Below are 23,244 nucleotides of genomic sequence, written 5' to 3'. Positions count from 1 at the left end.
CAGCTCTATTCTACCAATTACATCATCGCTGATGCGACTTCATGAAAGGCGCTTTTTTCAGAGGTTCCTTAGATTTGTCGCGCCCTCACGGGCGCGTGAGTTGAAATATCTGAGCGCCAGCCGTCCCTGCTCGTGACGGCTGTCGCGCCCTCACGGGCGCGTGAGTTGAAATGGTGGTGATGTTCCCCCAAACAGGGTCACGTCCTCGACTCATGGAAGCCCGAAGCGATGAGATATACTTGACCCGCGTCGGGCGGAGAAAATAACATCGGTTCAGGGGACTTCGCGACGCGAAGGAAGGGAAGGCGGAACGACAGAAACCACCGGGGCCCGGAAAAGGCAGGGACAACGGAAAAGACGGGAGGAATCACGACCGATGGAGAGACGTCCGTGCCCTATCGGACTTTTTCTGGCATGCCTCGGACTTTTGCTCGCCCTCGGCCCGGCCCGGGCCGCCGTCGGCCGTCCGGGGGCGAACGATCCCTACGAGGGGACGACGACGCTTCTGCGCCACGACTCCATTCTGGCCCTGGCCGAGGAGGCCGGTTCCGGGCCGGCCCTTCGCTTCTCTCTCATCGCCCCCGACGAGGTCCTTTCGGACGACAGGCCTCTGCAGGCTGAGGGAACGGCCCGGCTCTACGGCGGCGATCTCCCCCTGAAATACGGCATCGCCGCGGCACGGGACGAGGAAAACGCTCCCTACCTGATCGAAAGCCTTTCGCGGCTCGAGGAGCGCAGCGGCGGCTTCGACGGGAAAGTCGTCATCCGGGTCCGCCCCGTCGACAGGGAGGCCTCGTCGCTTCTGGGCGGCGCCGAAGACCTGGAATTCTCCTTTCCCGACGTCGTCGACGCCGTCGACGGCCGCGTCGTCCTGACGAACGACTGGGACAGGGACGGATCGGACGACGCCATCGTCCTCGCCGTCCCTCCCAAGGCCGACTACACCGGTCCCATTTCGGTTCTGGCCGTGCGCAACGTGGCGTCGGAGAAAGAGAGGACCTCGCCTCCCGTCGGGACCCTCGGCGACGACGTCCTCTATCGGGCCGATATCCTCACGGGGCTGCGGGCGGCCCAGGGCGACGTCGACGGCGACGGGACGAAGGAGATCGTCCTCTTTTACGTCAGCGGAGACTTCGTCAGCGGCCACCTGCGCCTGGCCCTCCTGAAGGTGGAGCCCGAAGAGACCGAATCCGGCGCCTGGAGCCGTCCCGTCCGGGTGACGGGAACGGTGGCCCTCCCCCTCGCCGGAGGCCGAAACGTCTTCACCGACAGCAAGGCCCAGGTCCTCGACGTGGCCATGGGCGACGTCGACGGCGACGGGCAGGACGAGATTTTCTGGTCCGCCTACAGCCACGACGACGGCGACGGCCTCTACGGTCTCCGCTGGGGACTCTACCGGATCGTGAACGGGACCTTCTCCAGGATGGACGCCGGGGAAAAGCCTCTTTACGGCACGGGAAGCATCTTCGAGTCCAACGCGGACGTCGCCCACCGGTGCCTGACGGCCGACATCGACGGCGACGGAAAAGAAGAGCTTTTCCTGCTCTACACCGACTTCGAGGGGGCTCTCCGTCTCGCCTCGGCATCGTACAGAGAGAAAGGCACCTCCGTGACAACGATGAAGCTCCGCGACGGAGGGATCGGGCAGATCGACCTCGCCACGGGCAATCTGACCGGCGAGATCCGGCCCGGGGCGATCGACGACAACGGGGCTCATCTGGCCGCCTCCTGGGTCGAGGGGGGCAACCAGGTGATCCGGACCTTTTTCTGGGACAGGGACAAGGGGCTTCTGCAGGACGGCAGAGGGACCGAAATCGCCGGGGGCGGCGCAGCGGCGCTTCTCGTCGGCGACTTCACCCGCTCGGGGCTGGTCCTGGGCGAGCCGGTCCATATCGTCGTCGAGGATCACGTCACGCCCGTCGTGGTGATGCAGGAACCTCCCAAGCATCTCGACTACACCCTCACGACGGGACCCTCGACCTACGGGGCGCTCAACCTGAGCCGTCTGGCCGCCTTCCGCACCGATTTCTACTCGGGCCAGTCGTCGGAAAAGGGACTGACGGCCTCGCAGTCGACGCAGGTTTCGACGGCCCTGAGCGCCGGGGCCACCGTCTCCCAGGGGTACAAGCTCAAGGGGCCGACGGGATTCGACGTCTCCCTTCAGGTCGAGGGGAAGATCCAGAAGAGCTGGGCGACGAAGGACGAGAGCTACGGCGCCTCGTACCGCTCCACGTCGGACCGCGTCGCCGCCTCGACGAACAGGGACGATTACGTGGCCTACCGCCTGCGCACCCTCGACATCTGGCGTTACCCTCTGCTGGGGCAGAAAGGGCAGGTCAACGGCGAGCAGGTCTGGATCTCGGCCATGATTCCCGCCCCGTCCAGGATCGTCAATTTCGCCGGGGCCGGCCTCCCCTGGTTCCAGCCTCCCTGGTGCAACGGGAACCTTCTGTCCTACCCGCGCGAGGCCTCCCAGCTGGAAGATTACGCCGCCGAAGAGCGCATCGGCGAGGGGCAGGATTTCCTCGTCGGCCCCAACGCCACGCAGTGGACGGTCAGCTGGAACGACAAGATCCGCCGCGAGAGGACCCACACCGAGACGGTGACGTACAGGAAAGAGGTGGCGTCGTCGCTTCAGGGCAAATACTCCTATTTCGGCTACAAGGGAGGGGTGAAGGTCGAAGGCCGGGCGGCCTGGGACGACGCGGGGATGAGCGCGTCGTCGGAGTCGAGCTCTTTCGGCACCGAGACGGGCTTTTCCATGCTCGCTCCCGCCTCCTTTCCCCAGGTGAACAACAGCAACGCCTATTTCGTCTCGCCCTTCGTCTACCTCACGCCTGCGAAGGCCATGAAGGTCAGCTACACGGCCGACATTCCCGAGGGCAACCGGCAGTGGTGGTACGACCGCTACGGCCGATGGCCCGATCCCGCCCTCAACCTCCCGAACCTGTGGGTCGCCTCGGGCACGGACGGCTGGGTCTGGGACGAAAGCGACACGAGCAATCCCAACGCCCGACGGATCCGCGGCCTTTTCGTCTACGACGGCGACGGCAACCCGGCGGGCATGGCCCTCTCCGAAAGTCGTCCCGTCACGCTGCGCTGTCGCGTCCACAATTTCGCCATGAGCGTTCCCGGCGGAAGGGACACGACGGCTCGCGACGTCATCGTCCGGTTCGAACAGGCCCGCTTCCATCCCGACCGACACGAGGAGGATCCCCGGGAGCTCATCGGCGAGGTGACTCTCCCGGCCATCGCCGCCTGGAACGACGGCCGGAACTGGGCCTGGGCCGACATGGCCTGGGACGTGACGGCCCTCGAAGCGGGGACCTACAGGATCCACGTCACCGTCGATCCCTACGGGACCGTCACGGAGCTGCCCCATCACGGGCTGGGCGAGACCGGCGACAACAACCGCGGCTGGTTCCAGCTTTTCGTCGCCGAGACCCCGTCGCAGCTTCAGGCGGAACGTTCGGAGGAGGCGGAAAAGAAGGTGGAGCTCCACGAGCTGGACGGGCGTCTGGAGATCGTCCGAGCAGGGAGGGACCGTTGGCGCATCGGAGCCGACATCGCCAACGGAGGGAACCGGTCGGCGACGGACGTCTTCGTCAGCTTTTTCGAGGGGACCGACACGGAGGGGGTACCCTTCGACCAGAGGTACATCGAGGGCATTCTTCCCGGCCGTCATGTGCCTCTCGAGGTGGAGTATTCCGGCGACGGAGGAGAGGCGGGGCAGGTGACCCTCCTGATCCACTACAAGCTCGACGAGACGGAGAGCGCCGACAACGTGATCGCCGCCGCGCTCGAATCTTCCGACGGCGGCTGCTCCTTTGGCCCGGGCCGCATCGGATCGGTTCTGCTTCTGGCGCCGCTTTTCCTCGCCTGCCGATGCCTCGTGACAGCCTCCCGGCCCTGACCGGAAAGGCGGGGGAAACGCTCGCCGACGAGGGGCGCCGCAGCGCTCCTCGTCGGCCCTTCTTTGTGGTACAGTTAGAAAAGTCGGTAATGGAATCTTTATTTGGGAAGGCAGGCGAGCCTTTTGACGGGGAACATGTTTGAACTCGCCCGATCTCCGGAGGAGGAGGCTCTGGACGAGCTGGGGGAAAAACTCCGCAGCCGAGGCCCTCTCCTGGGCGATCAGGCCGAGATCATGGACGGGCTGACGCCCTTCGAACCTCTGCGTGAGCGGCCGTCACTCAACGGTCTGGCGGCCTTCACCGGTTTTATCAGACGCTATGAAATGGTTCCCGGCCCTTTAGGCTTCATCCGCTACGACAAAAGGCTCACCGAGTTCCGTCCCCTTCGCTGTTTCTCCGGTCCCAGACTTCTTCTCAACGCCCGTCCCCTAGGAGGACGTCTCGCCTGCGCCTTCACCGACGAGACTCAGGCCACGAGCTCCGAAATCCTGACCGTCCTCCCCCGGGAACGCGATTTTCACCCCACGCTGCTTCTGGGCTTCCTCAACAGCCGCATCGCCGCCGCGACGGCAAGAAAGGTCCTCCCCGAGGAACACCTCTCGGCCGAAGAGGCCCTCGACCTGCCGCTGCCCGTCTTCAACGTCATGAACCGCCGCGATCGGGGCCTTCAGGGCGAAATCATCTCGGCCATCTACCGTCTGAGCCACCTCTGCCGGGAGCGCAAGTCGGGAAAGCCCGAGTGGGCCAATCGCGTCGTCGACCGCCAGATTCAAGAGGCCGACCGCGTCGTCGACCGCCTTTTCGCCAAGGCCTTCGGGCTCGACGACCGGGAGAGGGCTCTCCTGGGCATCGACGCCTCCTGACCGTCTCGTTCGTCCGATCGCCCCCCGTGAGGAGCGCGTTCCGGCTCCTCACGGGGGGATGACTTTTTCAGCCGCGAAGGGCCGGCGTCTCCTCCTTCCGTGCCCTTTCGACGACCTCGCCGCCGACGCGGAAGCGGGAGAGAGCCTCCGTCAGCCGGTCAGCCAGGGCCTCCATCTCCTGGCTCGCCAGGCCCAGGCTCTGAGCCCCTTTGGCCTGCTCCTCCATCGACTCGACGATGCTCCGCATCTGACGGGCCACCTCTTCGACGTGGGAGGAGGCCTGGGTCATCGAACCGGCGATCTCCTCGGCCGAGGCCCCCTGTTCCTCCGCTATGGCCGCCGTAGCCTCGACGCGGGCCGTCATGGCCTCGACGCTCTGAAGGATCTTCTGCAAAGACGCCGTGGCGTCGTCGCTTTCGGTCCGGGCCGCCTGGACGACGGCGACGACGCGGTGCGATTCGGCGTCGGCCTCGTCGGCTCCGCTGCGGATTCTGCCCAGGATGGAGGCGATGGTGTCCGTCGAGCGTTTGCTCTCCTCGGCCAGTTTTCGGACCTCTTCGGCGACGACGGCGAAACCCCGTCCCGCCTCTCCGGCCCGGGCCGCCTCGATGGCGGCGTTGAGGGCCAGCAGGTTCGTCTGGTCGGCGATGGAGGTGATGGTCTGGACCACTTCCCCGATGTTGCGGGCCTCACCGGCGAGGGCGGCGATCGACGCGGCCGTCGCCTCCGTCCTCTCGACGGCGCCGTCGACGGTCTCGCGGATCTTTCCGACGGCGAGGCTCCCCTTGCGGGCCGCCTCGTTGACGGCGACCGTCTCACGGGCCAGCTCCTGAGAGGACTGGGCCGTCTCCCGGGCCGAGGAGGCCACTTCGTTGACGCCCGAACTGGTCGCCTCGATCGTCTCCGCGAGGCGGTCCATGAGGCCTCGGATCTGGATCCCCTCGGAGGTGACCTCCTCCGTCGTCGCCAAGGTCTGCTGGGCGACGGCGGAGAGCTGGCCCGCCGCGTCGTCGAGGCGACGGGCCTCGGAGCCGATGTCGACGACCATGGACTTCAGGTTCGCCGCTGCCCCCACCATCGTCTCGGCCATCTGAGCCACCTCGTCTCGCCCCCTGGCGGGGAAGGAGACGGTCAGGTCACCCTCGCCGAAGCGGGTGATGGCCGCCGCCACCGTCTTGACCGATCGGGCGATGGAATTGCCCAGGAAGTAGGCCACGAGAAAGAAAAGAAGGACCGTGGCGGCCACGGCGAAAAGAAGGGTCTTCACCATGGATCGGAGCCCCGCCTCGAGCTGGACGACCGGGACGGAGAGGGCCAAAGACCAGCCGGCCGTGCCCGGAACGGGCGTGAAGAAGACCAGCTCCCGCTCGCCGTCGGGCTTGACGATCGTCCCCTCGCCCGTCTCGCCGCCGGTCATGCGTCCTTCAAGCCCGCTCAGCCCCTGAAAGCCCTCCTTGGCGCTGTCGGCGAGGCTGAAGGACATCACCTTCTCTCTGTCGGGGTGGTAGAGCACGTTCCCCTGGCCGTCGATGAGCCAGGCGTACCCGGCCTTGCCGATGTGGACGGAGCCGACCTGATCGGCAAGGGCATCGAGCAGAACGGTGGCGCCGAAGAGGCCCTGGATGGCGTGCTCGTCTCCGAAGGAAGAGTACACCTCGGTGGCGATGACGACGACGGGCCTGCCCGAGCCGCGGGAGATCATGGCGTTGCTGATGAAGTGCCCCTTTTTCTCCTTGACGATGGCCTGGAAGTAATCCCTGTCGGTCACGTCCCCCTCCTGGCCCAGGGTGTTCCAGAAGTGGCCGTCGGGCTTGGCGATGAAAAGGGCCTCGTAGCGCCCCTCCGAATCGGCCATCTTGACCTCGAGGCGACGGCGCATCAGGTTCCAGAACATGGAGCGGACCGCCTCCTCTTCCGAGACGGATTTGAGATCCTGGAGGTTGGCGTGAAGCATCATCGACAGGACCTGGGCCTGCGCCGTCAGGACCTCTTCGGACATTTCCCGGGCCAGGGGGAGAAGGGTGCCCTTCATGTCGCGATGGAGCACCAGCCCCAACAGGATGAGGACGACAAGAGAGGAGAGGGTGAACCCGACAAGAATCTTGGAGCGGATGGAGCGCATGAAAAGACCTCCTCGTCCGGATCAGATATAATGCATCGCATTATACATTCTCTCGAAGGAGAGAGCCATCGCGTTCTAACGCAGCTTCCCCTCGGCCCCTTTCCCGTCGCCGAACTGTTCATTTTAAATTAAAAATTTCCCGGCCAGTCGCGACGACAGCGCCGACGACGCGAATCATCGGGCCTTTGATATAATAGATCAGTTGCGAAGGCCACGAAGAGGTGAAGACCCCATGCTGATTCCCCTCGAGGGAGACCGATTGATTCTCACCCGTCGCCTCGTCGCCCTCGTCCGCCGCGACGGACGGACGGACGTCATCGTCCGCGACGGACCGACGGACGCGACGGGGCTGACGCCGAAAACGCTGAGGGAACGGCAAAGACGGCTCTGGGACCGAGGCCGGACCGAAGCGATGAATCTGCTTCAAGGAGGACAAGAACGATGAACGCACCGGCCCAGTACAGCGCCAGCGATATCCAGATCCTCGAGGGACTGGAGGCCGTCCGCCGGAGACCGAGCATGTACATCGGCGACACGGGCTCACGAGGTCTGCACCATCTCGTCTACGAGGTGGTGGACAACTCCATCGATGAGGCCATGGCCGGTTACTGCACCCACATCGAAATCACCCTTCACGCCGACGACAGCGTCACCGTCGTCGACAACGGACGGGGCATCCCCGTCGATCCCCACCCCGCCACGGGACGGCCCGCGGCCGAGGTGGTCCTCACCAAGCTCCACGCCGGCGGCAAGTTCGACAAAAAGGCCTACCAGGTCTCGGGGGGGCTCCACGGCGTGGGCATCTCCGTCGTCAACGCCCTCTCGGACCGGCTCGTCCTGACGATCTGCCGCGACGGGAAGCTCTGGCGACAGCGCTACGAGAAGGGAGACCCCGTGACGGACCTCGTCGACGAAGAGACGACGGAGCGGCGGGGAACGACGATCCGCTTCAAGCCGGACGGAACGATCTTCAGCGAGACGACCTTCTCCTGGGATGTCCTGGCCAGCCGCATGCGGGAACTGGCCTTCCTCAACCCGAACCTGGCCATCACCCTCCGCGACGAGCGGAACGAGGGGAAGGAAAAGGTCTTCAACTACGCCGGCGGCATCGGCAGCTTCGTCGAGTATCTCAACAGGGGAAAGACGACCCTCTTTCAGCCGCCCGTCGTCGTCGAGGGAGAGAAGGACGGCGTCGTCGTCGCCGTCTCCCTGCAGTACAACGACACCTATCAGGAACGGGTCTTCGCCTACGCCAACCTGATCCACACCGTCGAGGGAGGCACGCACGTCTCGGGTTTCCGGACGGCCCTGACGCGGGCCGTCAACGAGATGGCCCGGCGCCAGAAGATCTTCAAGGACAAAGACCCGAACCTGGGAGGCGACGACCTCAAGGAAGGGCTGACGGCCGTCATCTCCGTCAAGCTCCCCGAGCCTCAGTTCGAGGGACAGACGAAGACGAAACTCGGGAACGGTGAGATCAAGGGCATCGTCGACTCCTTCCTCTACGAGGGACTTCTGGCCTTCATGGAGGAACGCCCCGAGATCCTGCGCCCCATCGTCGACAACGCCGTCAGGGCCCTCCAGGCCCGCGAGGCGGCCAAGAAGGCCCGCGAGCTGGTGCGGCGCAAGTCGGCCATGACGGGCCTCGACCTTCCGGGCAAGCTGGCCGACTGTTCGAGTCGGAAGCCGGAAGAGTGCGAAGTCTACATCGTCGAGGGGAACTCGGCAGGAGGCAGCGCCAAACAGGGGCGGGACCGCCACTTCCAGGCCATCCTCCCCCTGCGGGGCAAGATCCTCAACGTCGAGAAGGCCCGCCTCGACAAGGCCCTCTCCAACAACGAGATCCGGACCATCATTCAGGCCCTGGGCTGCGGCATCGGCGACGATTTCGACGTGACCAAACTCCGCTACCACCGCGTCCTGATCATGACCGACGCCGACGTCGACGGGGCCCACATCAGGACGCTCCTTCTGACCTTTTTCTACCGCTTCATGCCCGATATCGTCGAGAAGGGGCACCTCTACGTGGCCCAGCCGCCCCTTTTCCGCGTTCAGGCCGGCAAGGACGTCTCCTACTGCTACTCCGAAAAGGAACTCAAGGAGCTGACGAACGGCTTCGGCCCCAACAGGAAATACGGCGTCCAGCGCTACAAGGGACTGGGAGAGATGAACCCCCAACAGCTCTGGGAGACGACGATGGATCCGGCCCGGCGCGTGCTCAAGCGCGTCGAGGTCGAGGACGCCGTCTCGGCCGACGAGTATTTCACCATCCTCATGGGCGACAAGGTCGAACCGAGACGGGACTTCATCGAAGCCCACGCGCAAGAGGTGCGCAACCTCGACATATAACCCCACCTCTGACGGGGTCGACTCGTCCCGGCGATCGGCCGGAAACGGCTCCGTCTTCGAGAAACTACGTAAAGGGGGGAGGCTCACGCCTCCCCCCTTTACGTAGTTCGACGGAGAACCGCTTAGGCCTTCTCCCCCTGCAAAAGGGCGAGGACAGGCCTCATACTGGGGATACACCACGAAGGAGGTGCCTCACATGAATAAAATGAGAACGGCAATGATGGTCGCTGTGGCGGCTCTGCTCGTCAGCTCCGTCGCCTTCGCCTACGGCCCCGGTCCCAAGGGAGACGGCGGCTTCGGAATGGAATGGATGGCCATGGACTGCGACGACGGCGGGCCCAGGATGGGACGGAACGATCAGGACGGTTACGGCCGGGGGAACCCCCGGAACAGGCAGATGACGGCCGAGGAACGGAGCCGCATGGACGAATTCCGCAGGGCCCGGCTCGAGCTTCAGACCGCCCTGGCCGAGCGCCCCGTCGACGGGAAGAAAGTCGCCGATCTCCAGGACAAGATCCGCGACCTGCGCTGGAAAGACGCCTCCATTCCCGATGCGATCCGGGATAAGATGACGGAGCTGCACAAGTCGGCGCTGGAGCTGAAGCTGGCCCTGACGGAGAAACCCGTCGACGCGAAGAAGGCCACCTCCCTCCATGAGAGGGTATTGGAACTGCGAGGCGAAATCGCCCGATGGCGTCTGAACGAGGAGATCAAAACCCGATCGGCCGACTGATCGGACACCGCCTCGGGCCCGCCGGAAACCGGACCGCGAATACCCCCTATACGTATAAAGGGAGCGCCCCACGGCGCTCCCTTTATACGTATAGGGGGTATTAAGAAGAGGGAGATGGGTGTAAACTGGGTCTCGGTTCCAGAGATCAAACAACGCGAGGAGGTTGTCCCATGGCAGAAAGCAGAGATCCATCGAAGCTGAAGCGTCGCATCGGCGTCACGGGAATGACCTGCGCCACCTGCGCCCGCATGGTGGAGCGGTCGCTGAAAAGGGTGGAAGGGGTGACCTTCGCCGCCGTCAATCTGGCCACAGAGACCGTCTTCGTCGTCGTCGACGACGAAGACTTCCCCCAGTCCCGGCTGGAAGAGGCCATCGTCGACTCCGGCTACGGCTTCTCCTACGACGCTCCCGAGGAGATGGAGAGCCGACGCTACGCCGAGGCCCGGCACAATCTTTTCGTCAGCTGGGCCGTCACCGCCCCTCTCATGGGCCTCATGGCCCTCCATATGGCGGGGGTTCATCTTCCGGTCTACACGCTCCTGGAGCTCGCCGGCGGCCTCGTCGTCTTCCTCGGCGCCGGGAGGGGAACCTTCAAGGGCGCCTGGATCGCCCTCTCTCACCGCCATGCCAACATGGACGTGCTCGTCGTCTTCGGCGCCGTCGCGGCCTGGGCCACGGCCCTCCTCCACCTGGCGGGCCTTCCCCTGGCCTCCTTCGGGGCACTGGGCCCCATGATTCTGGCCCTCCACATCACGGGGCGCTACATCGAGTCCCGCCTGAGGGACCGGGCCTCCAAGGAGATCCGGGGCCTCCTGGCCCTGCAGGCCCGAGAGGCCCGCATCGTCGACGACGACGGGACGGAGCTTCTGGTCCCCATCGAGGCCGTCAAGGAGGGCCATCGCGTCGCCGTCCGGCCGGGCGAACGCTTTCCGGCCGACGGACGGATCTCGGCGGGACGGACCTCCGTCGACGAATCGATGATCACGGGCGAATCCCTCCCCGTGGGGCGGGAAGAGGGAGCCACCGTGACGGGAGGTTCCCTGAACCTCACCGGCTCCGTCGTCGTCGAGGTGACGGGCATCGGCGACGGAAGCTTCCTGGCCCAGATGATCGCCCTCATTCAGGAGGCACAGGGGGCCAAGATCCCCATCCAGGCCTTCGCCGACAGGGTGACGAACGTCTTCGTCCCCGTCATCGTCGGGCTGGCCCTCGTCGCCGGAACGACCTGGTTTTTCGCCGCCCCCGCCATTTCTCCCTTCCTTGACGGCGCCGGACGCCTGCTTCCCTGGGTGACCTCCGTCCGCGACCCCCTCTCTCTGGCCCTCTTCGCCTTCATCACCACCGTCGTCATCGCCTGCCCCTGCGCCCTGGGGCTGGCGACGCCCATGGCCCTCATCGCCGCCACGGCCCGGGCCTCCCGACATGGCATGGTGATCCGCAACGCCGAGGCGATCCAGACCGCCCGGGAGGTCTCCATCGTCGTCATGGACAAGACGGGGACCATCACCGAAGGGCGGCCCGCCGTCGTGGATCACGACCTCTCGCCCGACGATCTGGCGGCGGCAGCGGCCGTCGAACGCCAGTCGAGCCACCCTCTGGCCAAGGCCATCGCCGAGGCGGTCCCGGCCCATCGCCAGGCGACGGACGTCGTCGAAGAGGTGGGACAGGGCGTCGCAGGCCGCGTCGACGGCATCCTCTACTCGGTGGGACGGCCCGACGACGCCGAGAGGTATCGCGACCAGCTCGACCGGGGAAGGACCGTCGTCGAGGTCCGCCGCGAGGGACAGAGCCTCGGCTTCATCGCCGTCGAGGACCCCCTGCGCGACGACGCCGCCGAGGCCGTCCGACGCCTGAAGGCTCTCGGGATCCGTCCCGTCATGGCCACGGGCGACAACGGGCACACGGCCCGGGCCGTGGCGGGACGGGCCGGCATCGACGAGGTCCACGCCTCGGTCCGCCCCGAGGGCAAGCTCGATCTCGTCCGCGACTTTCAGGCCCGGGGGGCCAAAGTGCTCATGGTCGGCGACGGCATGAACGACGCCGCCGCCCTGAAGGGGGCCGACGTGGGGCTGGCCATCGGCAGCGGAACCGATCTGGCCATCGACAGCGCCGACATCGTCCTCGTCCGCGGCGGGCTGTCGGCCGTCGCCGAGGCCGTTACCCTCTCGCGCAAGACCTTTTCCGTCATCGGCCAGAACCTCTTCTGGGCCTTCGGCTACAACGTCATCGCCGTTCCGCTGGCCATGGCGGCCCTTCTCCACCCCCTCATCGCCGAGACGGCCATGGCCTTCAGCTCCATCTCCGTCCTGCTCAACTCCCAGAGGATCAACCGGGAGTGAGCCTGAAGGCGTCGGTGCTCAGATACTTGTCCCCCCGGTCGCAGGCGATGGTGACGACGACCTCGTCGTCGCCGAAACTCTCGGCGATCTGTCGAGCCGCCCAGATGTTGGCCCCCGAGGAGATGCCGACGAAAAGGCCCGTCTCTCGGGCCAGCTCGCCCGTCTCCGCCAGGGCCGCCTCGCCGGCGACGGCGACGACGCGGTTCAGAAGGGACCGGTCGAGATTGGCCGGGACGAAACCAGCGCCGATGCCCTGGATGGGGTGGGGCCCGGCGGGACCGCCGCTGAGGACGGCACTGGCCGCGGGTTCGACGGCGACGATCTGGGCCTCGGGATAGGCGGCCCGAAGGACCCTCGCCGCGCCGGAAAGCGTCCCTCCCGTTCCCACTCCGGCGACGAAGGCGGCCAGAGGACGCCCCGCGAGGTCGGCGACGATCTCGGGGCCCGTCGTAACCTGATGGGCCCAGGGATTGCCGGGATTGGAAAACTGATCGGCCATCCAGCCTCCGGGAAGCTCGGCCTCGATCTCGCGGGCCCGGGCTATGGCTCCCGTCATGCCCCGCGCCGCCGGGGTGAGTTCCAGCTCGGCTCCGTAGGCGGCCAGGACCGCCCGACGCTCGACGGACATCGATTCGGGCATGGTCAGAATGACCCGAAGCCCCAGGGCCCGGCCCAGGAGGGCCAGAGCGATGCCCGTATTGCCCGAGGTCGGTTCGACGATGACCGTTCCGTCCCCGAGACGTCCGTCGATCTCGGCCCTGCGGAGCATGCCCCAGGCGGCCCGGTCCTTGACCGATCCGCCTATGTTCTGCCCCTCCAGTTTGACCAGGACCGTCGCCCCGCGGCGACGGGGCAGAGGGAAGAGGGGAGTCCCGCCGATGAAGGCCCTCAGGGCCAGGGAGTCGGTTTTAAGCACTGCAGCTCATCTCCTTTTTTTCCGATTCCAGAAGGGCCAGTCGCCCGTGAAGGCCTCTGATCTCGTCCTTCTCCGCCTCCAGGACGGCCAGACGGGCGTGAAGGACGTGGAGCTCCTCCTCCAGCCGGTGGAGACGGAGGCGCAGCGGGTCGGGAAGCTGACCGTGAGCCAGGCTTTGCGAGGGGGAGCAGCTCGTTCCCTGACGGCATCTGACGATGGTTCCGGGGACGCCGACGACGGTGGCACCGGCCGGAACATCCTTGACGACGACGCTGCCGGCGCCGATGCGGGCATCCTTCCCGACGGTTATGTTGCCCAGCACCTTGGCGCCGCCGCCGATGAGGGCCCCCTCCTCGACCGTGGGATGACGCTTTCCCTTCTCCTTGCCCGTTCCGCCCAGGGTCACGCCCTGATAGAGGGTCACGTTGTCGCCGACGACGGCCGTCTCGCCGATGACGACGCCCATGCCGTGGTCGATGAAGACGCCGCGGCCGATCCGGGCGCCGGGATGGATTTCGATTCCCGTCCACCAACGGACGAGCTGGGCCAGAAAGCGGGGCAGAACGGGGACGTGGAGTTTGGCGTGAAGAAAATGGATCAGCCGATGGGCGCTGAGGGCCTGAAAGCCGGGGTAGCATAGCAGGATCTCCAGCGTTCCTCTGAAGCCGGGAGCCAGGGCCGGGTCTCGGTCGCGAACGGCCTGGAAGGCCTCGAAAAGGCGGTTTCGTTTCGTGCGATTCTCCATGATGCGTTCCTCCTCTGTGGGCGTCGATAGAAAAAAGGACGTACCGCGACGGCACGCCCCTTCGGAATCTGACTGTTTTTTGCTGCGGGTAAGACCTTTTCGGCCGAAGCGGGCCTATGCCGCCGCAGCCCAAGGGCCACGGTGGATCAGAAGAGGATCCACCGACAACAACAGATGAACGATAAAGTTTTCTCCATTGCCGCCACCCGCCTTCGCAACGATGCATCTGATGAGACTAAGAATAGCAGAAGGGATCGACCTGTCAACGGCCGAAACGGCGATAGGGGAAGAAGGCCGACATTCCGCCTCTTCCCCTATCGGGCGATGGATGAGCTCCGTCGACGGGCTGTTTCCGAACAGGTACAGGTGGATCTTTCCATTTGTCACCCACTTGCCGCGTTGTACCTTGTGGTGCCAGGTCACGCCTTGCTTTCGGTACGTGTTGCTCTGGTCCTGCCGTTGCCTGTTGCCGGGTCTGGTTCCGCTCCACTCGCTGCTTTGGTGCAAATGTCTGCGTTGCGGTGCCGCCTTGCCTCCGTCGACCATCCCCCCGGGCCGGGGCTTTCGGTACGGGCTCTCCATCACTTCCCGGTGAGGTCATTATAGCCGGTCTTGAGATGTCGCGCAAGCCCTTCTTGAGAGAAATTTTAAATAATTTTTTTATAATAACCTTTCGCCAAAAGGTTCAGACCTCGGGGGGAACTCCCTTGCGGATCGTCCGTCGCGTCTCGTCGGCCAGAACGAGCGCTTTTTCCGTCGCCGCCTTGACAGCGTTCATGAAGGCCGTTCGGATCTGTCCCTCTTCGAGGGCGAAGATGCCCTCGATGGTGACGCCCCCGGGCGTGAGAACCTGGTCGCGCAGGACGGCCAGATGCTCTCCCGAGGCGAGAAGCAGTTGGGAGGCTCCGATGGCCGTGTGGGCCGCCGCCCGAAGGGTCAGGTCGCGGGGAAGGCCGACGCGCAGGCCTCCGTAGATGAGGGCCTCCAGCATGGTGTAGATGTAGGCCGGTCCCGATCCGGCCATGGCCGTCAGGGCGTCCATGTAACCGTCCTCGACTTCCTCGTAGCTCCCGAGGAGGCCGAAGACGGCCTCGACGATGGCCCGGTCCTCTTCCGTCGTCTCCGGCGACGGGGCGAACATGGTGAAGGCCTCGCGGACCGGGATGGCCGTGTTGCTCATGGCCCTGATCCAGCGGACGTCGGGAAGGGCCTGGCGGAGGAGGTCGAGGTCGAGGGCGGCGGCGAGGGAGACGACGGGCTTGCCGTCGAGAGCGTCACCGACGGCCTTCAGGACGGGGACGACTTTGTGGGGTTTGAGAACGACGAAGACGATGTCGGCGCCGGAGACGGCCTCGACGTTGTCGCTGGTGAGGTAGACGCCGAGCTCTTCCAGGGCCCGGACCTTGTCGAGGCGGCGACGCGTCGCCCGGACGTCACAGCCGGCCAGAGCCAGCTCTCGGGCAAGGGCGCTGCCGATCGTTCCGGCGCCGATGACGGCGACTTTGAGCGTTTCCAGAGCTACCATGAGGGTTGCCTCCTTCCAGATACATCGGACGTGCCGATGGCGCGGTACAAAAAAAGCGCCGTCGGAGATCTTCTGCGATCGTCCCGACGGCACTCGAATCGGATGGGGCCTGCGGCGTCTATTCCAGCCAGCGATCGAGATTATCGAGGAGCAATCGGTGAAGGCGCTTCGTCACAGGGCCCGGTCGGCCCTCGCCGATAGGGCGGGATCCGACGCGGACGACGGGAGTGACCTCCTTGACGGTGCCGGTGATGAAGGCCTCCCGGGCGCGGGCCAGCTCCTCGACGCGCAGGGGACGTTCCTCGACGGGAAGGGAGACCTCGCGGGCCAGCTGAAGGATGAGGCCCCGCGTCACTCCCTCCAGGACATCCTCGACGGGAGCCGTCACGAGGCCGCCATCGAGGACGACGAAGAAGTTGCCCGCCGTCGATTCCGTCACGGCCCCGTCGGGACAGTAGAGGCACTCGAAGTCGCCGCCGCCGGCCCGGAGGCGGGAGATGTAGGGGACCATGTAGTCGGCGCTCTTCATAGAGGGATAGGCGCGGGTGAAGGGGATGGGCAGCAGGGAGACGCCCTCTTCGTAGCGCTCCCTCGGCGCCGCCTGAGTCCTTTCGAAGAGGACGAAGAGGTCCGGCTCGGGGAAACGGCAGTTTTCGATGACCCTGCCTCCCGTCACGTAGGGGCGGACGGTGACATCGCCGCCCATGCGGGCGATGCCGCCGCGGATGACGCCCTCCAGGGCCTCGATGGAAAGGGGCAGCTCCATGGCCGCCTCCCGGGCCGAACGTTCCAGGCGGCGCAGATGCTCCCTGAGGGCGAAGGGGCGACCGCCGTAGGTCCGGATGGAGTCGAAGACGCCTATTCCGCGCTGGACGAGGAGATCCGTCACGGGGAGCGTGACCTCGTCGACGGGAAGATAGACGCCGTTGCGATAGCAGAGATTCATGTGATTCACCTTCTCCGATAGGAATCGTCGAGCCCTCGACCCAGAGAGTATAAGGCAGATGGCCCCAAGAATCACGGAGGAAAGCAAAAATGTTCTCCTGCTCTCCTTCTCCGGACACGGGTCCCGTGGCTATAATGGAAAGGTCGCAAAAGGTTCAAAAGGTTGCCAAGACTGAGCAGGGGAGAGATGACGATGGAGCTGAAGGCCCTCCTTGCCGTGAATCCCGGCAGCACGGGGACCAAAATCGCCTGGTTTCTGGGAGATCGGGAGTTGTGGCGCGAGAATCTCCTCCACGGCCCCGACGAGCTTGCCCCTTTCGCCTCCGTAACCGATCAGTTTTCCTTCCGTCTCGAGGCCGTCGAGGCCGCCGTCCGAAGACGGGGCTCCTCCCTGGAGGAGCTGGCCGCCGTCGTCGGCCGAGGCGGCATCGTCGAGGCCATCCCCGGCGGGACCTACATCGTCGACGATCTCCTCATCGAGCACCTCCGGAGGGGACGCCCCTGGGAGCACGCCTCCAACCTGGGGGGACTCATCGCCCGCTGTCTGGGCGACCGCCTCTCCGTTCCCGCCTTCATCGTCGATCCCGTCTCCGTCGACGAGTTCGAGCCCGAGGTGCGCGTCACGGGGCTGCCCGAGCTTCCCAAACACTCTCTCGTCCACGCCCTCAACGTGAGGGCCACGGCCAAGCGTGCCGGAAGAGAGCTGGGACTGGACTGGCGAGGCGTCAATTTCGTCATCGCCCATCTGGGCGGCGGCATCTCCGTGGCGGCCATGAAACGGGGCAGGATCATCGACGTCAACAACGCCAACGAATTCGGCCCCTTTTCGCCCAACCGGGCCGGAACGGTTCCCGCCGGAGACCTGGTCCGCCTCTGTTTTTCCGGACGGTACAGCGAGAAGGACATGATCGACTCCCTGATCAGAAGAGGGGGACTCCTGGCCTACTGCGGCTCCGACGACCTGCGCGAGCTCCGTCGCCGCGCCGCCGACAGCGACGAGGCGACGGAGCTGGTCCTGCGCGCCCTGGCCTTTCAGATCGCCAAGGAGGCGGGATCGATGGCGGCCGCCCTCGGAGGGGACGTCGAGGCCGTCATACTCACGGGAGGCATGGCCCATGACAGCCACCTCCGGTCGGATCTGACGGCGCGCCTTCAGTGGATCGCCCCCGTCCTGGCCTACCCCGGAGAAGACGAGATGGCGGCCCTCGCCGAAGGGGCCCGGGCCGTCCTCGAAGGGGAGGAAGAGGCCCGAAGCTACAGGGAAGCCGTTGAAAGGAGCCGACGCCTTGGCCTTTGAAAATCTCGATTTTCTCCTGGAACGCTGCCGGGGACGGTCGGCGTCGCCCGTGGCCGTCGCCGCCGCCCACGACGCCGACGTGCTCACGGCCCTCGACAGCGCCCGCCGCGAGGGCATCGTCGAGCCCATCCTCATCGGCTCGGCCGGCCGCATCGCCGCCATGTGCCACGATCTCGGCCTCGATCTGACGTCGTGTCCGATCGTCGACGTGGCCGATGACGAGACCGCTTCGAGACGGGCCGTCGCCCTCGTCGCCTCCGGCGAGGCACGGATGGTCATGAAAGGACAGGTCAAGACGGCGACGCTTCTCAAGGCCGTCCTCGACAAGAAGGAGGGGCTGAGGACGGGCAGCGTCCTCAGCCACCTCTTCCTCCTCGAGATCCCCCGCCTCGGACGGGTCTGCGCCATCACCGACGGCGGACTCAACACCTACCCCACCTTGCAGGAGAAAGTCCACCTCATCGAGAACGCCGTCGCCTGCTACCGCCGCCTCGGCGTCGACTGCCCCCGCGTGGCCGTCCTGGCCGCCGTCGAGACGGTCAATCCCGCCATGGCCTGCACCCTCGACGCCGCAGCCCTGACGCAGATGAACCGCCGGGGCCAGATCAGGAACTGCCTCGTCGACGGTCCTCTGGCCCTGGACAACGCCGTCAGCCTCTCCTCGGCCCACCTCAAGGGGATCGACTCCGACGTGGCCGGCAGAGCCGACATCCTCCTCATGCCCCATATCGAAGCGGGCAATCTGGTGGGCAAGGTGGCACTGAGCCTTCTCGGCTCCCGGGGGGCGGGGGCCGTCCTGGGGGCCAAGGCTCCCGTCATCCTCACGAGCCGCACCGACAGCGCCGAGACGAAACTCCTCTCCATCGCCCTCGGCGTCCTTCTGTCATAGGGTATAATTCTCTGGGCCCCCGGGCCTTGCGGTTTTCGACACGTTCCGTTTCTGACCTTACATAAGGAGGAGATTGTTTTGGAACAGATCCGCTCCCTCTCTCAGCTTCTGACCTACGCCCAGTCCGTCGGCCCCCGCACGGTGGCCGTCGCCGCCGCCGAAGACGCCGAAGTCCTCGAGGCCGTCGAGAGCGCCCGGTCGCAGGGCATCGCCAATGCCATCCTCGTCGGCGACGCCGACAAGATCGCCGCGGCGGCCAAGCCTCTGGGGATCGACCTGGCCAGGTACGAAGTCGTCGACGTCAAGGGAGGCCACGAGCAGGCCGCCCTCGAGGCCGTCAAGCTCGTCTCGTCGGGCAAGGCCGACATCCTCATGAAGGGCATGCTCCACACGGCCGACTTCCTCCGGGCCGTCCTCAACAAGGAAGTGGGACTGAGGAGCAAGTCCCTCATCTCCCATGTCTACATTCACGAAGTCGAGGGCTACGACCGCATCTTCTTCATCGCCGACCCGGCCTTCAACATGTACCCCGAGCTGCCTGACAAGGTGAAGATCCTCACCAACACCGTCGAGCTGGGACAGGCCTTCGGCGTCGCCAAGCCCAAGGTGGCCGTCCTCGCCGCCGTCGAGGTGGTCAACCCCGCCATGCCCTGCACCCTCGACGCCGCCGCCATCGCCCAGATGGGACGGCGCGGCCAGATCAAGGGCTGCGACGTCGACGGTCCCTTCGCCCTCGATAACGCCATCAGCGAGGAGTCGGCCCGCCACAAGGGCATCGATTCCCCCGTCGCCGGCAAGGCCGACGTCCTTCTCGTCCCCGACATCGAGGCGGGCAACATGCTCGCCAAGGCCATCGTCTACTTCGCCAAGAACCGCACGGCGGGGCTGGTGCTGGGCGCCGCCGCTCCCATCGTCCTCACGAGCCGGGCCGATTCGGCCGAGACGAAGCTCCTCTCCATCGCCTCCGCCGTCGCCCTCGCCGCCCACCGCGCCCGCTGATTTCTTCACGAAAGACGGTCTGAAGGGGGGAGACCCGATGAAGGCTTTCCGCATCCTCGCCATCAACCCCGGATCGACGAGCACCAAGATCGCCCTCTACGAAGACGACCGGATCCTGGGAAGTCAGAGCCAGCGCTACGATCTGGAAACGCTCAAGGCCTTTCCCAACGTCCTCGACCAGAGGGCCATGCGTCTCGAGGTGATCCACCAGGTTCTTAAGGAGCGGGGGCGCCCCCTGGCGGAAATCGACGCCTTCGTCGGCCGAGGCGGGCTCACGGCCCCTCTCGACGGCGGCACCTACGTCGTCGACGACGTCATGACCGCCGATCTCCTCTCGGGCCGCTGGGGCGTCCACGCCGCCAATCTGGGGGGGCTTCTGGCCCGCGACCTGGCCGAAGAGGCCGGGGGAAAAAAGGCCTTCATCGTCGACCCCGTCGTCGTCGACGAGCTGCTGCCGGAGGCGCGCCTGTCGGGCCATCCGGCCATCGAGCGGCGCTCCGTTTTCCATGCCCTCAATCAGAAGGCCATCGCCCGGAGGGCCGCGGCCGACATGGGAACGACCTACGACGCGACCCATCTCATCGTGGCTCACCTGGGCGGAGGCATCTCCGTTGGGGCCCACGAGCTGGGGCGGGTCGTCGACGTCAATAACGCCCTCGACGGAGAGGGCCCCTTCTCTCCCGAGCGTGCCGGATCGCTTCCGGCGGGCGGCCTCGTCCGCCTGGCCTACAGCGGCGGATTGACCCTCGACGAGCTTCTCCGAAAGGTGACGGGATCGGGGGGACTCGTGGCCCATCTGGGAACGAACGATCTGCGGGAGGTGGAGCGCCGCATCGACGAGGGCGACGGGAAGGCGGCCCTCGTCTTTCGGGCCATGGCCTACCAGGTGGCCCGGCAGATCGGCGCCGAGGCGGCCGTTCTCTCCGGCCGGGTCGACGCCATCGTCCTCACCGGAGGTCTGGCCCACAGCGACCGCTTCGTCGAGGCCATCCGAAACCGCGTCGATTTCATCGCTCCCGTCCTGGTCTACCCCGGCGAGGACGAGCTGAAGGCCCTCGCCGAGGGGGCCCTCCGCGTCCTCCGGGGCGAGGAGGAGGCGAAGCTCTATCGCCCCCATGGCGATTAGACCCGTCGATCTTTTCACCGTCGTCCCCTCTCCCGAGGAGGAGCGTTTCGATACCCTTCTTTCGGGGAAGGGCCCCTGGCGTCTGGAACGCATCGTCTCGGCGGGGCAGAGTTCCCCTCGATCCTTCTGGTACGACCAGGACGAGGACGAGTGGGTGACCCTCCTTTCGGGAAGAGCCACCCTTCTTTTCGCCGACGACGACGGGTCGACGGAATCGGTGGACCTCCTTCCGGGGCAGGCTCTCCTGATCCCCGCCCATCGGCGCCATCGCGTCACCTCCACCTCGGCGGAGCCTCCCTGCCTCTGGCTGGCTCTTCACGGAAAGTCCACGTAACCGCAGGCCGACAGAAGAGGAGGGGCGCCCCGATGGGGCGCCCCTCCTCTTCTGTCGGCCTGCGGAAACTCAGCCTTTTTTCGGCAGAGCCAGAAGGCCCGGCGCCGACGCCTCCTCGAAGACGAACCGCTCCATGAGGTCCTTGAGACGCCGGGCCCCCTCGGCCGTCTCCTGGGCCGTCTGGGCCACGTTCTCCGAGGCGTTGGCCGTCTCGGCCGCGGCCTTGTGAATGGCCTGGAGGGTCTCGGCCGTCCGGGTCGTTCCCTGGGCCGCGTGACCGACGGTGCGGGCGGCCTCCTGGACGGAGGCCGCCTGTTCCTGGGCCGCGGCGGCCATATCGACGATGACGTCGCGGACGCGCTCGATCTCCGTCAGAGCCTCGTTCAGAGCACGCTCCATCTCCTGGGCCTCACCGGCCACCTCTCGGGCGATCCGGCCCGACGTCTCCGTCACGCCAAGAGAGGCCCGGGCCTGCTGCTGGAGCTCCTCGATGCGGCTGCCCACCTGGCGGGCCGCCTCGTTGCTCTCTTCGGCCAGTTTGCGCACCTCTTCGGCGACGACGGCGAAGCCTCGCCCCGCCTCACCGGCCCGGGCGGCCTCGATGGCCGCATTCAGGGCCAGCAGGTTCGTCTGATCGGCGATGCGGGTGATCGTCTCGACGAAGCCCGTGATGGCCTCGACGGACCCGGCGAGCTGACGGATGTTCGTCATGCTCTCTTCGGCGTGGCCGCCCACCTTGACGATGGACTCGGCCACCTTGCGCGCCTGGGCGACGGCGCCGTGGGAGATCTTGGCCGTCTTCTCCGAGGCCTCGGAACCGCGGTTGGAGGCGCCGGCCATCGTGGCGGCGCTGGAGGCGATCTCCTCGATTCCGGCGTTGGCCTCCTCCAGGGCGGCGGCATTCTCCTGGGAGAGTCCCGTCGAGGTGGCCAGCGAGGACTGAACCTCCTCCATGGAGGCCACCGTCTCCTGGGCCAGGGCCGCCAGCGATTCGGAGCGCCCCGACGAGGCCTCGGCCTCGTCCGAAACGGACCGGAGCGTCTCCCTCAGGGAGAGGGCCATCTCTTCCAGAGCATGAGCCATGCGGGCCACCTCGTCTTGCCCCTTAGCGGGGAAGCGGACCGTCAGATCGCCCTTGCCGAAGACGTCGACGCGGCGGGCCAGTTCCGCCACGGGCTTGGCGATGGAGCCGCCGATGAAGGCCACCAGAAGGGCCGCGACGAGAAGGGCGGCGGCGAAGAGGAGGGCCATGGTTCGCGTCATCGCCGAAACTCCGCCCAGGACCTGGGCTCTGGGCACGATGACGCCGAAGCTCCATCCCCTCGAGTTGGGGATGGGGGTGAAGAAGGTGTAGAGCTCCCTTCCGTCGGGATGGGTCACGACGGCATGGCCTGTCTCACCGGCGGCGACGCGGGACGCCACCTCCTCAAAGCCCCGGTACCCCCTGTCGGAAGCCCGAAAGAGGTTGAAGTCCATGATGAAGTCCTTGTTGGGGTGGGCCAGAGTGAGGCCGTTGCCGTCGACGATGAAGCCGAAACCGCCTTCGCCGACCTGGACGCCGCCCACCACTTTCGCCAGGCTCTCGAGGGCGATGACGCCGGCGAAGACGCCGGAGGTCTTGTTGCTGTAGTTCTTGACGGCCTGGGCAAGGACGACGGCGGGCTTTCCCGTGTTGCGCGTGATGAGGGCATCGCTGATGAAATGCCCCTCCCTTCCCTCCATGATGGCCTTGAAGTAGTCCCTGTCAGAGATGTCGCCCTTTCCGCCGTCGGAGCCCCAGAACTCCCCTTTGGCGTTGGCCACGATGAAGCTGTCGTAGAGATCGGAGCGGGCCTTGGCCTGGGCCGTGACGGTGTCGCGCATGAGATTCCAGTTGAGCCCTCTGACGAGATTGCTTTCCGACAGGGCGAAGATCTCCTCCCGACGGGCCTGAAGCCACTCGCCGACGGCGGTCGCCCCCCCATGGGCGATCTGGGCGCTCAAATCTTCGACGAGCGCCGTCGTCGTCCCCCGGACCTGACTGACCATGACGCCGCCGACGGCGACGAAGAGGAGAAGCAGAGCCGGAAGGAGAAGGACGAGGATGCGACCACGAATGCTTTTCATGCTCTAACCTCCTTGAAAAAGTGACCCCCGCGAGGGGGAACC

Annotated in this window: 17 protein-coding genes; 11 read left to right on the top strand and 6 right to left on the bottom strand. The window is 66.1% G+C overall.

The window, feature by feature from the left end:
- The first annotated feature begins 427 nt into the window (after nt 1-427).
- On the top strand, nt 428-3,913 hold the full coding sequence (locus KAR29_RS01885; RefSeq protein ID WP_274373966.1) for a hypothetical protein: 3,486 nt from the start codon (nt 428-430) through the stop codon (nt 3,911-3,913).
- A 135-nt stretch (nt 3,914-4,048) separates the two neighbouring features.
- Complete coding sequence (locus KAR29_RS01880; RefSeq protein WP_274373965.1) at nt 4,049-4,777, top strand: hypothetical protein; 729 nt, start codon at nt 4,049-4,051, stop codon at nt 4,775-4,777.
- A gap of 67 nt (nt 4,778-4,844) precedes the next feature.
- Here the strand turns inward: KAR29_RS01880 and KAR29_RS01875 are convergent, their stop codons facing one another.
- Complete coding sequence (locus KAR29_RS01875) at nt 4,845-6,899, bottom strand: methyl-accepting chemotaxis protein (RefSeq protein ID WP_274373964.1); 2,055 nt, start codon at nt 6,897-6,899, stop codon at nt 4,845-4,847.
- Nucleotides 6,900-7,131: 232 nt separating this feature from the next.
- On the opposite strand from KAR29_RS01875, the gene KAR29_RS01870 reads away from it, so the two are divergent.
- From KAR29_RS01870 to KAR29_RS01855, 4 genes are all read left to right on the top strand, one after another.
- Nucleotides 7,132-7,344 carry a hypothetical protein gene (locus KAR29_RS01870; protein ID WP_274373963.1) on the top strand — a complete coding sequence of 71 codons (213 nt, stop codon included), beginning with the start codon at nt 7,132-7,134 and terminating at the stop codon, nt 7,342-7,344.
- Entirely contained in the window at nt 7,341-9,248 is a 1,908-nt protein-coding gene (gene gyrB / locus KAR29_RS01865; protein ID WP_274373962.1) for a DNA topoisomerase (ATP-hydrolyzing) subunit B, read from the top strand. The genes KAR29_RS01870 and gyrB overlap by 4 nt, the downstream gene beginning before the upstream one ends.
- Before the next feature lie 196 nt (nt 9,249-9,444).
- Entirely contained in the window at nt 9,445-9,981 is a 537-nt protein-coding gene (locus KAR29_RS01860) for a hypothetical protein (protein ID WP_274373961.1), read from the top strand.
- Nucleotides 9,982-10,151: 170 nt separating this feature from the next.
- Nucleotides 10,152-12,320, top strand: a complete 2,169-nt coding sequence (locus KAR29_RS01855; RefSeq protein ID WP_274373960.1) for a heavy metal translocating P-type ATPase — start codon at nt 10,152-10,154, stop codon at nt 12,318-12,320.
- Here KAR29_RS01855 and cysK read toward each other — a convergent pair.
- From cysK to KAR29_RS01835, 4 genes are all read right to left on the bottom strand, one after another.
- Entirely contained in the window at nt 12,307-13,236 is a 930-nt protein-coding gene (gene cysK / locus KAR29_RS01850; protein WP_274373959.1) for a cysteine synthase A, read from the bottom strand. The genes KAR29_RS01855 and cysK overlap by 14 nt on opposite strands.
- Nucleotides 13,229-13,981 (bottom strand): serine O-acetyltransferase, encoded by a 753-nt coding sequence (gene cysE / locus KAR29_RS01845; protein WP_274373958.1) that lies wholly within the window; start codon nt 13,979-13,981, stop codon nt 13,229-13,231. Before cysE ends, cysK begins: the two co-directional genes overlap by 8 nt.
- Nucleotides 13,982-14,666: 685 nt before the next feature.
- Nucleotides 14,667-15,599, bottom strand: a complete 933-nt coding sequence (proC, locus tag KAR29_RS01840) for a pyrroline-5-carboxylate reductase (protein ID WP_274373957.1) — start codon at nt 15,597-15,599, stop codon at nt 14,667-14,669.
- A gap of 25 nt (nt 15,600-15,624) precedes the next feature.
- The gene (locus KAR29_RS01835; protein ID WP_274373956.1) at nt 15,625-16,452 is read right to left on the bottom strand and encodes an aminotransferase class IV; all 828 of its coding nucleotides are present in this window, start codon (nt 16,450-16,452) and stop codon (nt 15,625-15,627) included.
- Nucleotides 16,453-16,644: 192 nt separating this feature from the next.
- Between KAR29_RS01835 and buk (KAR29_RS01830) the strand changes: the two genes are divergently transcribed.
- The 5 genes from buk (KAR29_RS01830) to KAR29_RS01810 all read left to right on the top strand — a co-directional run bounded on the left by buk (KAR29_RS01830) (nt 16,645) and on the right by KAR29_RS01810 (nt 21,096).
- Complete coding sequence (gene buk / locus KAR29_RS01830; RefSeq protein ID WP_274373955.1) at nt 16,645-17,748, top strand: butyrate kinase; 1,104 nt, start codon at nt 16,645-16,647, stop codon at nt 17,746-17,748.
- Nucleotides 17,738-18,637, top strand: a complete 900-nt coding sequence (locus KAR29_RS01825) for a bifunctional enoyl-CoA hydratase/phosphate acetyltransferase (protein ID WP_274373954.1) — start codon at nt 17,738-17,740, stop codon at nt 18,635-18,637. The genes buk (KAR29_RS01830) and KAR29_RS01825 overlap by 11 nt, the downstream gene beginning before the upstream one ends.
- Before the next feature lie 72 nt (nt 18,638-18,709).
- Nucleotides 18,710-19,636 (top strand): phosphate butyryltransferase, encoded by a 927-nt coding sequence (locus tag KAR29_RS01820; protein WP_274374894.1) that lies wholly within the window; start codon nt 18,710-18,712, stop codon nt 19,634-19,636.
- Between the two features lie 37 nt (nt 19,637-19,673).
- On the top strand, nt 19,674-20,762 hold the full coding sequence (gene buk / locus KAR29_RS01815) for a butyrate kinase (RefSeq protein WP_274373953.1): 1,089 nt from the start codon (nt 19,674-19,676) through the stop codon (nt 20,760-20,762).
- Entirely contained in the window at nt 20,752-21,096 is a 345-nt protein-coding gene (locus tag KAR29_RS01810; RefSeq protein WP_274373952.1) for a cupin domain-containing protein, read from the top strand. The genes buk (KAR29_RS01815) and KAR29_RS01810 overlap by 11 nt, the downstream gene beginning before the upstream one ends.
- Before the next feature lie 69 nt (nt 21,097-21,165).
- Here KAR29_RS01810 and KAR29_RS01805 read toward each other — a convergent pair whose 3' ends face one another.
- Nucleotides 21,166-23,202 (bottom strand): methyl-accepting chemotaxis protein, encoded by a 2,037-nt coding sequence (locus KAR29_RS01805; protein ID WP_274373951.1) that lies wholly within the window; start codon nt 23,200-23,202, stop codon nt 21,166-21,168.
- Nucleotides 23,203-23,244: the final 42 nt, after the last annotated feature.

The sequence above is a fragment of the Aminithiophilus ramosus genome (assembly GCF_018069705.1).
Classification (GTDB): domain Bacteria; phylum Synergistota; class Synergistia; order Synergistales; family Aminithiophilaceae; genus Aminithiophilus; species Aminithiophilus ramosus.
The sequence above is the reverse complement of the archived record's forward strand: the minus strand, read 5'-3'. Positions and strand labels throughout refer to the sequence as shown.

Bases quoted from the DNA above. Each gene is read 5' to 3' on its own strand.
- KAR29_RS01860 (WP_274373961.1), top strand. From the start codon at position 9,445: ATGAATAAAATGAGAACGGCAATGATGGTCGCTGTGGCGGCTCTGCTC.
- KAR29_RS01810 (WP_274373952.1), top strand. From the start codon at position 20,752: ATGGCGATTAGACCCGTCGATCTTTTCACCGTCGTCCCCTCTCCCGAG.
- KAR29_RS01835 (WP_274373956.1), bottom strand. From the start codon at position 16,452: ATGAATCTCTGCTATCGCAACGGCGTCTATCTTCCCGTCGACGAGGTC.
- KAR29_RS01880 (WP_274373965.1), top strand. From the start codon at position 4,049: ATGTTTGAACTCGCCCGATCTCCGGAGGAGGAGGCTCTGGACGAGCTG.
- KAR29_RS01870 (WP_274373963.1), top strand. From the start codon at position 7,132: ATGCTGATTCCCCTCGAGGGAGACCGATTGATTCTCACCCGTCGCCTC.
- gyrB (WP_274373962.1), top strand. From the start codon at position 7,341: ATGAACGCACCGGCCCAGTACAGCGCCAGCGATATCCAGATCCTCGAG.
- KAR29_RS01805 (WP_274373951.1), bottom strand. From the start codon at position 23,202: ATGAAAAGCATTCGTGGTCGCATCCTCGTCCTTCTCCTTCCGGCTCTG.
- KAR29_RS01855 (WP_274373960.1), top strand. From the start codon at position 10,152: ATGGCAGAAAGCAGAGATCCATCGAAGCTGAAGCGTCGCATCGGCGTC.
- KAR29_RS01875 (WP_274373964.1), bottom strand. From the start codon at position 6,899: ATGCGCTCCATCCGCTCCAAGATTCTTGTCGGGTTCACCCTCTCCTCT.
- buk (WP_274373955.1), top strand. From the start codon at position 16,645: ATGGAGCTGAAGGCCCTCCTTGCCGTGAATCCCGGCAGCACGGGGACC.
- buk (WP_274373953.1), top strand. From the start codon at position 19,674: ATGAAGGCTTTCCGCATCCTCGCCATCAACCCCGGATCGACGAGCACC.
- cysE (WP_274373958.1), bottom strand. From the start codon at position 13,981: ATGGAGAATCGCACGAAACGAAACCGCCTTTTCGAGGCCTTCCAGGCC.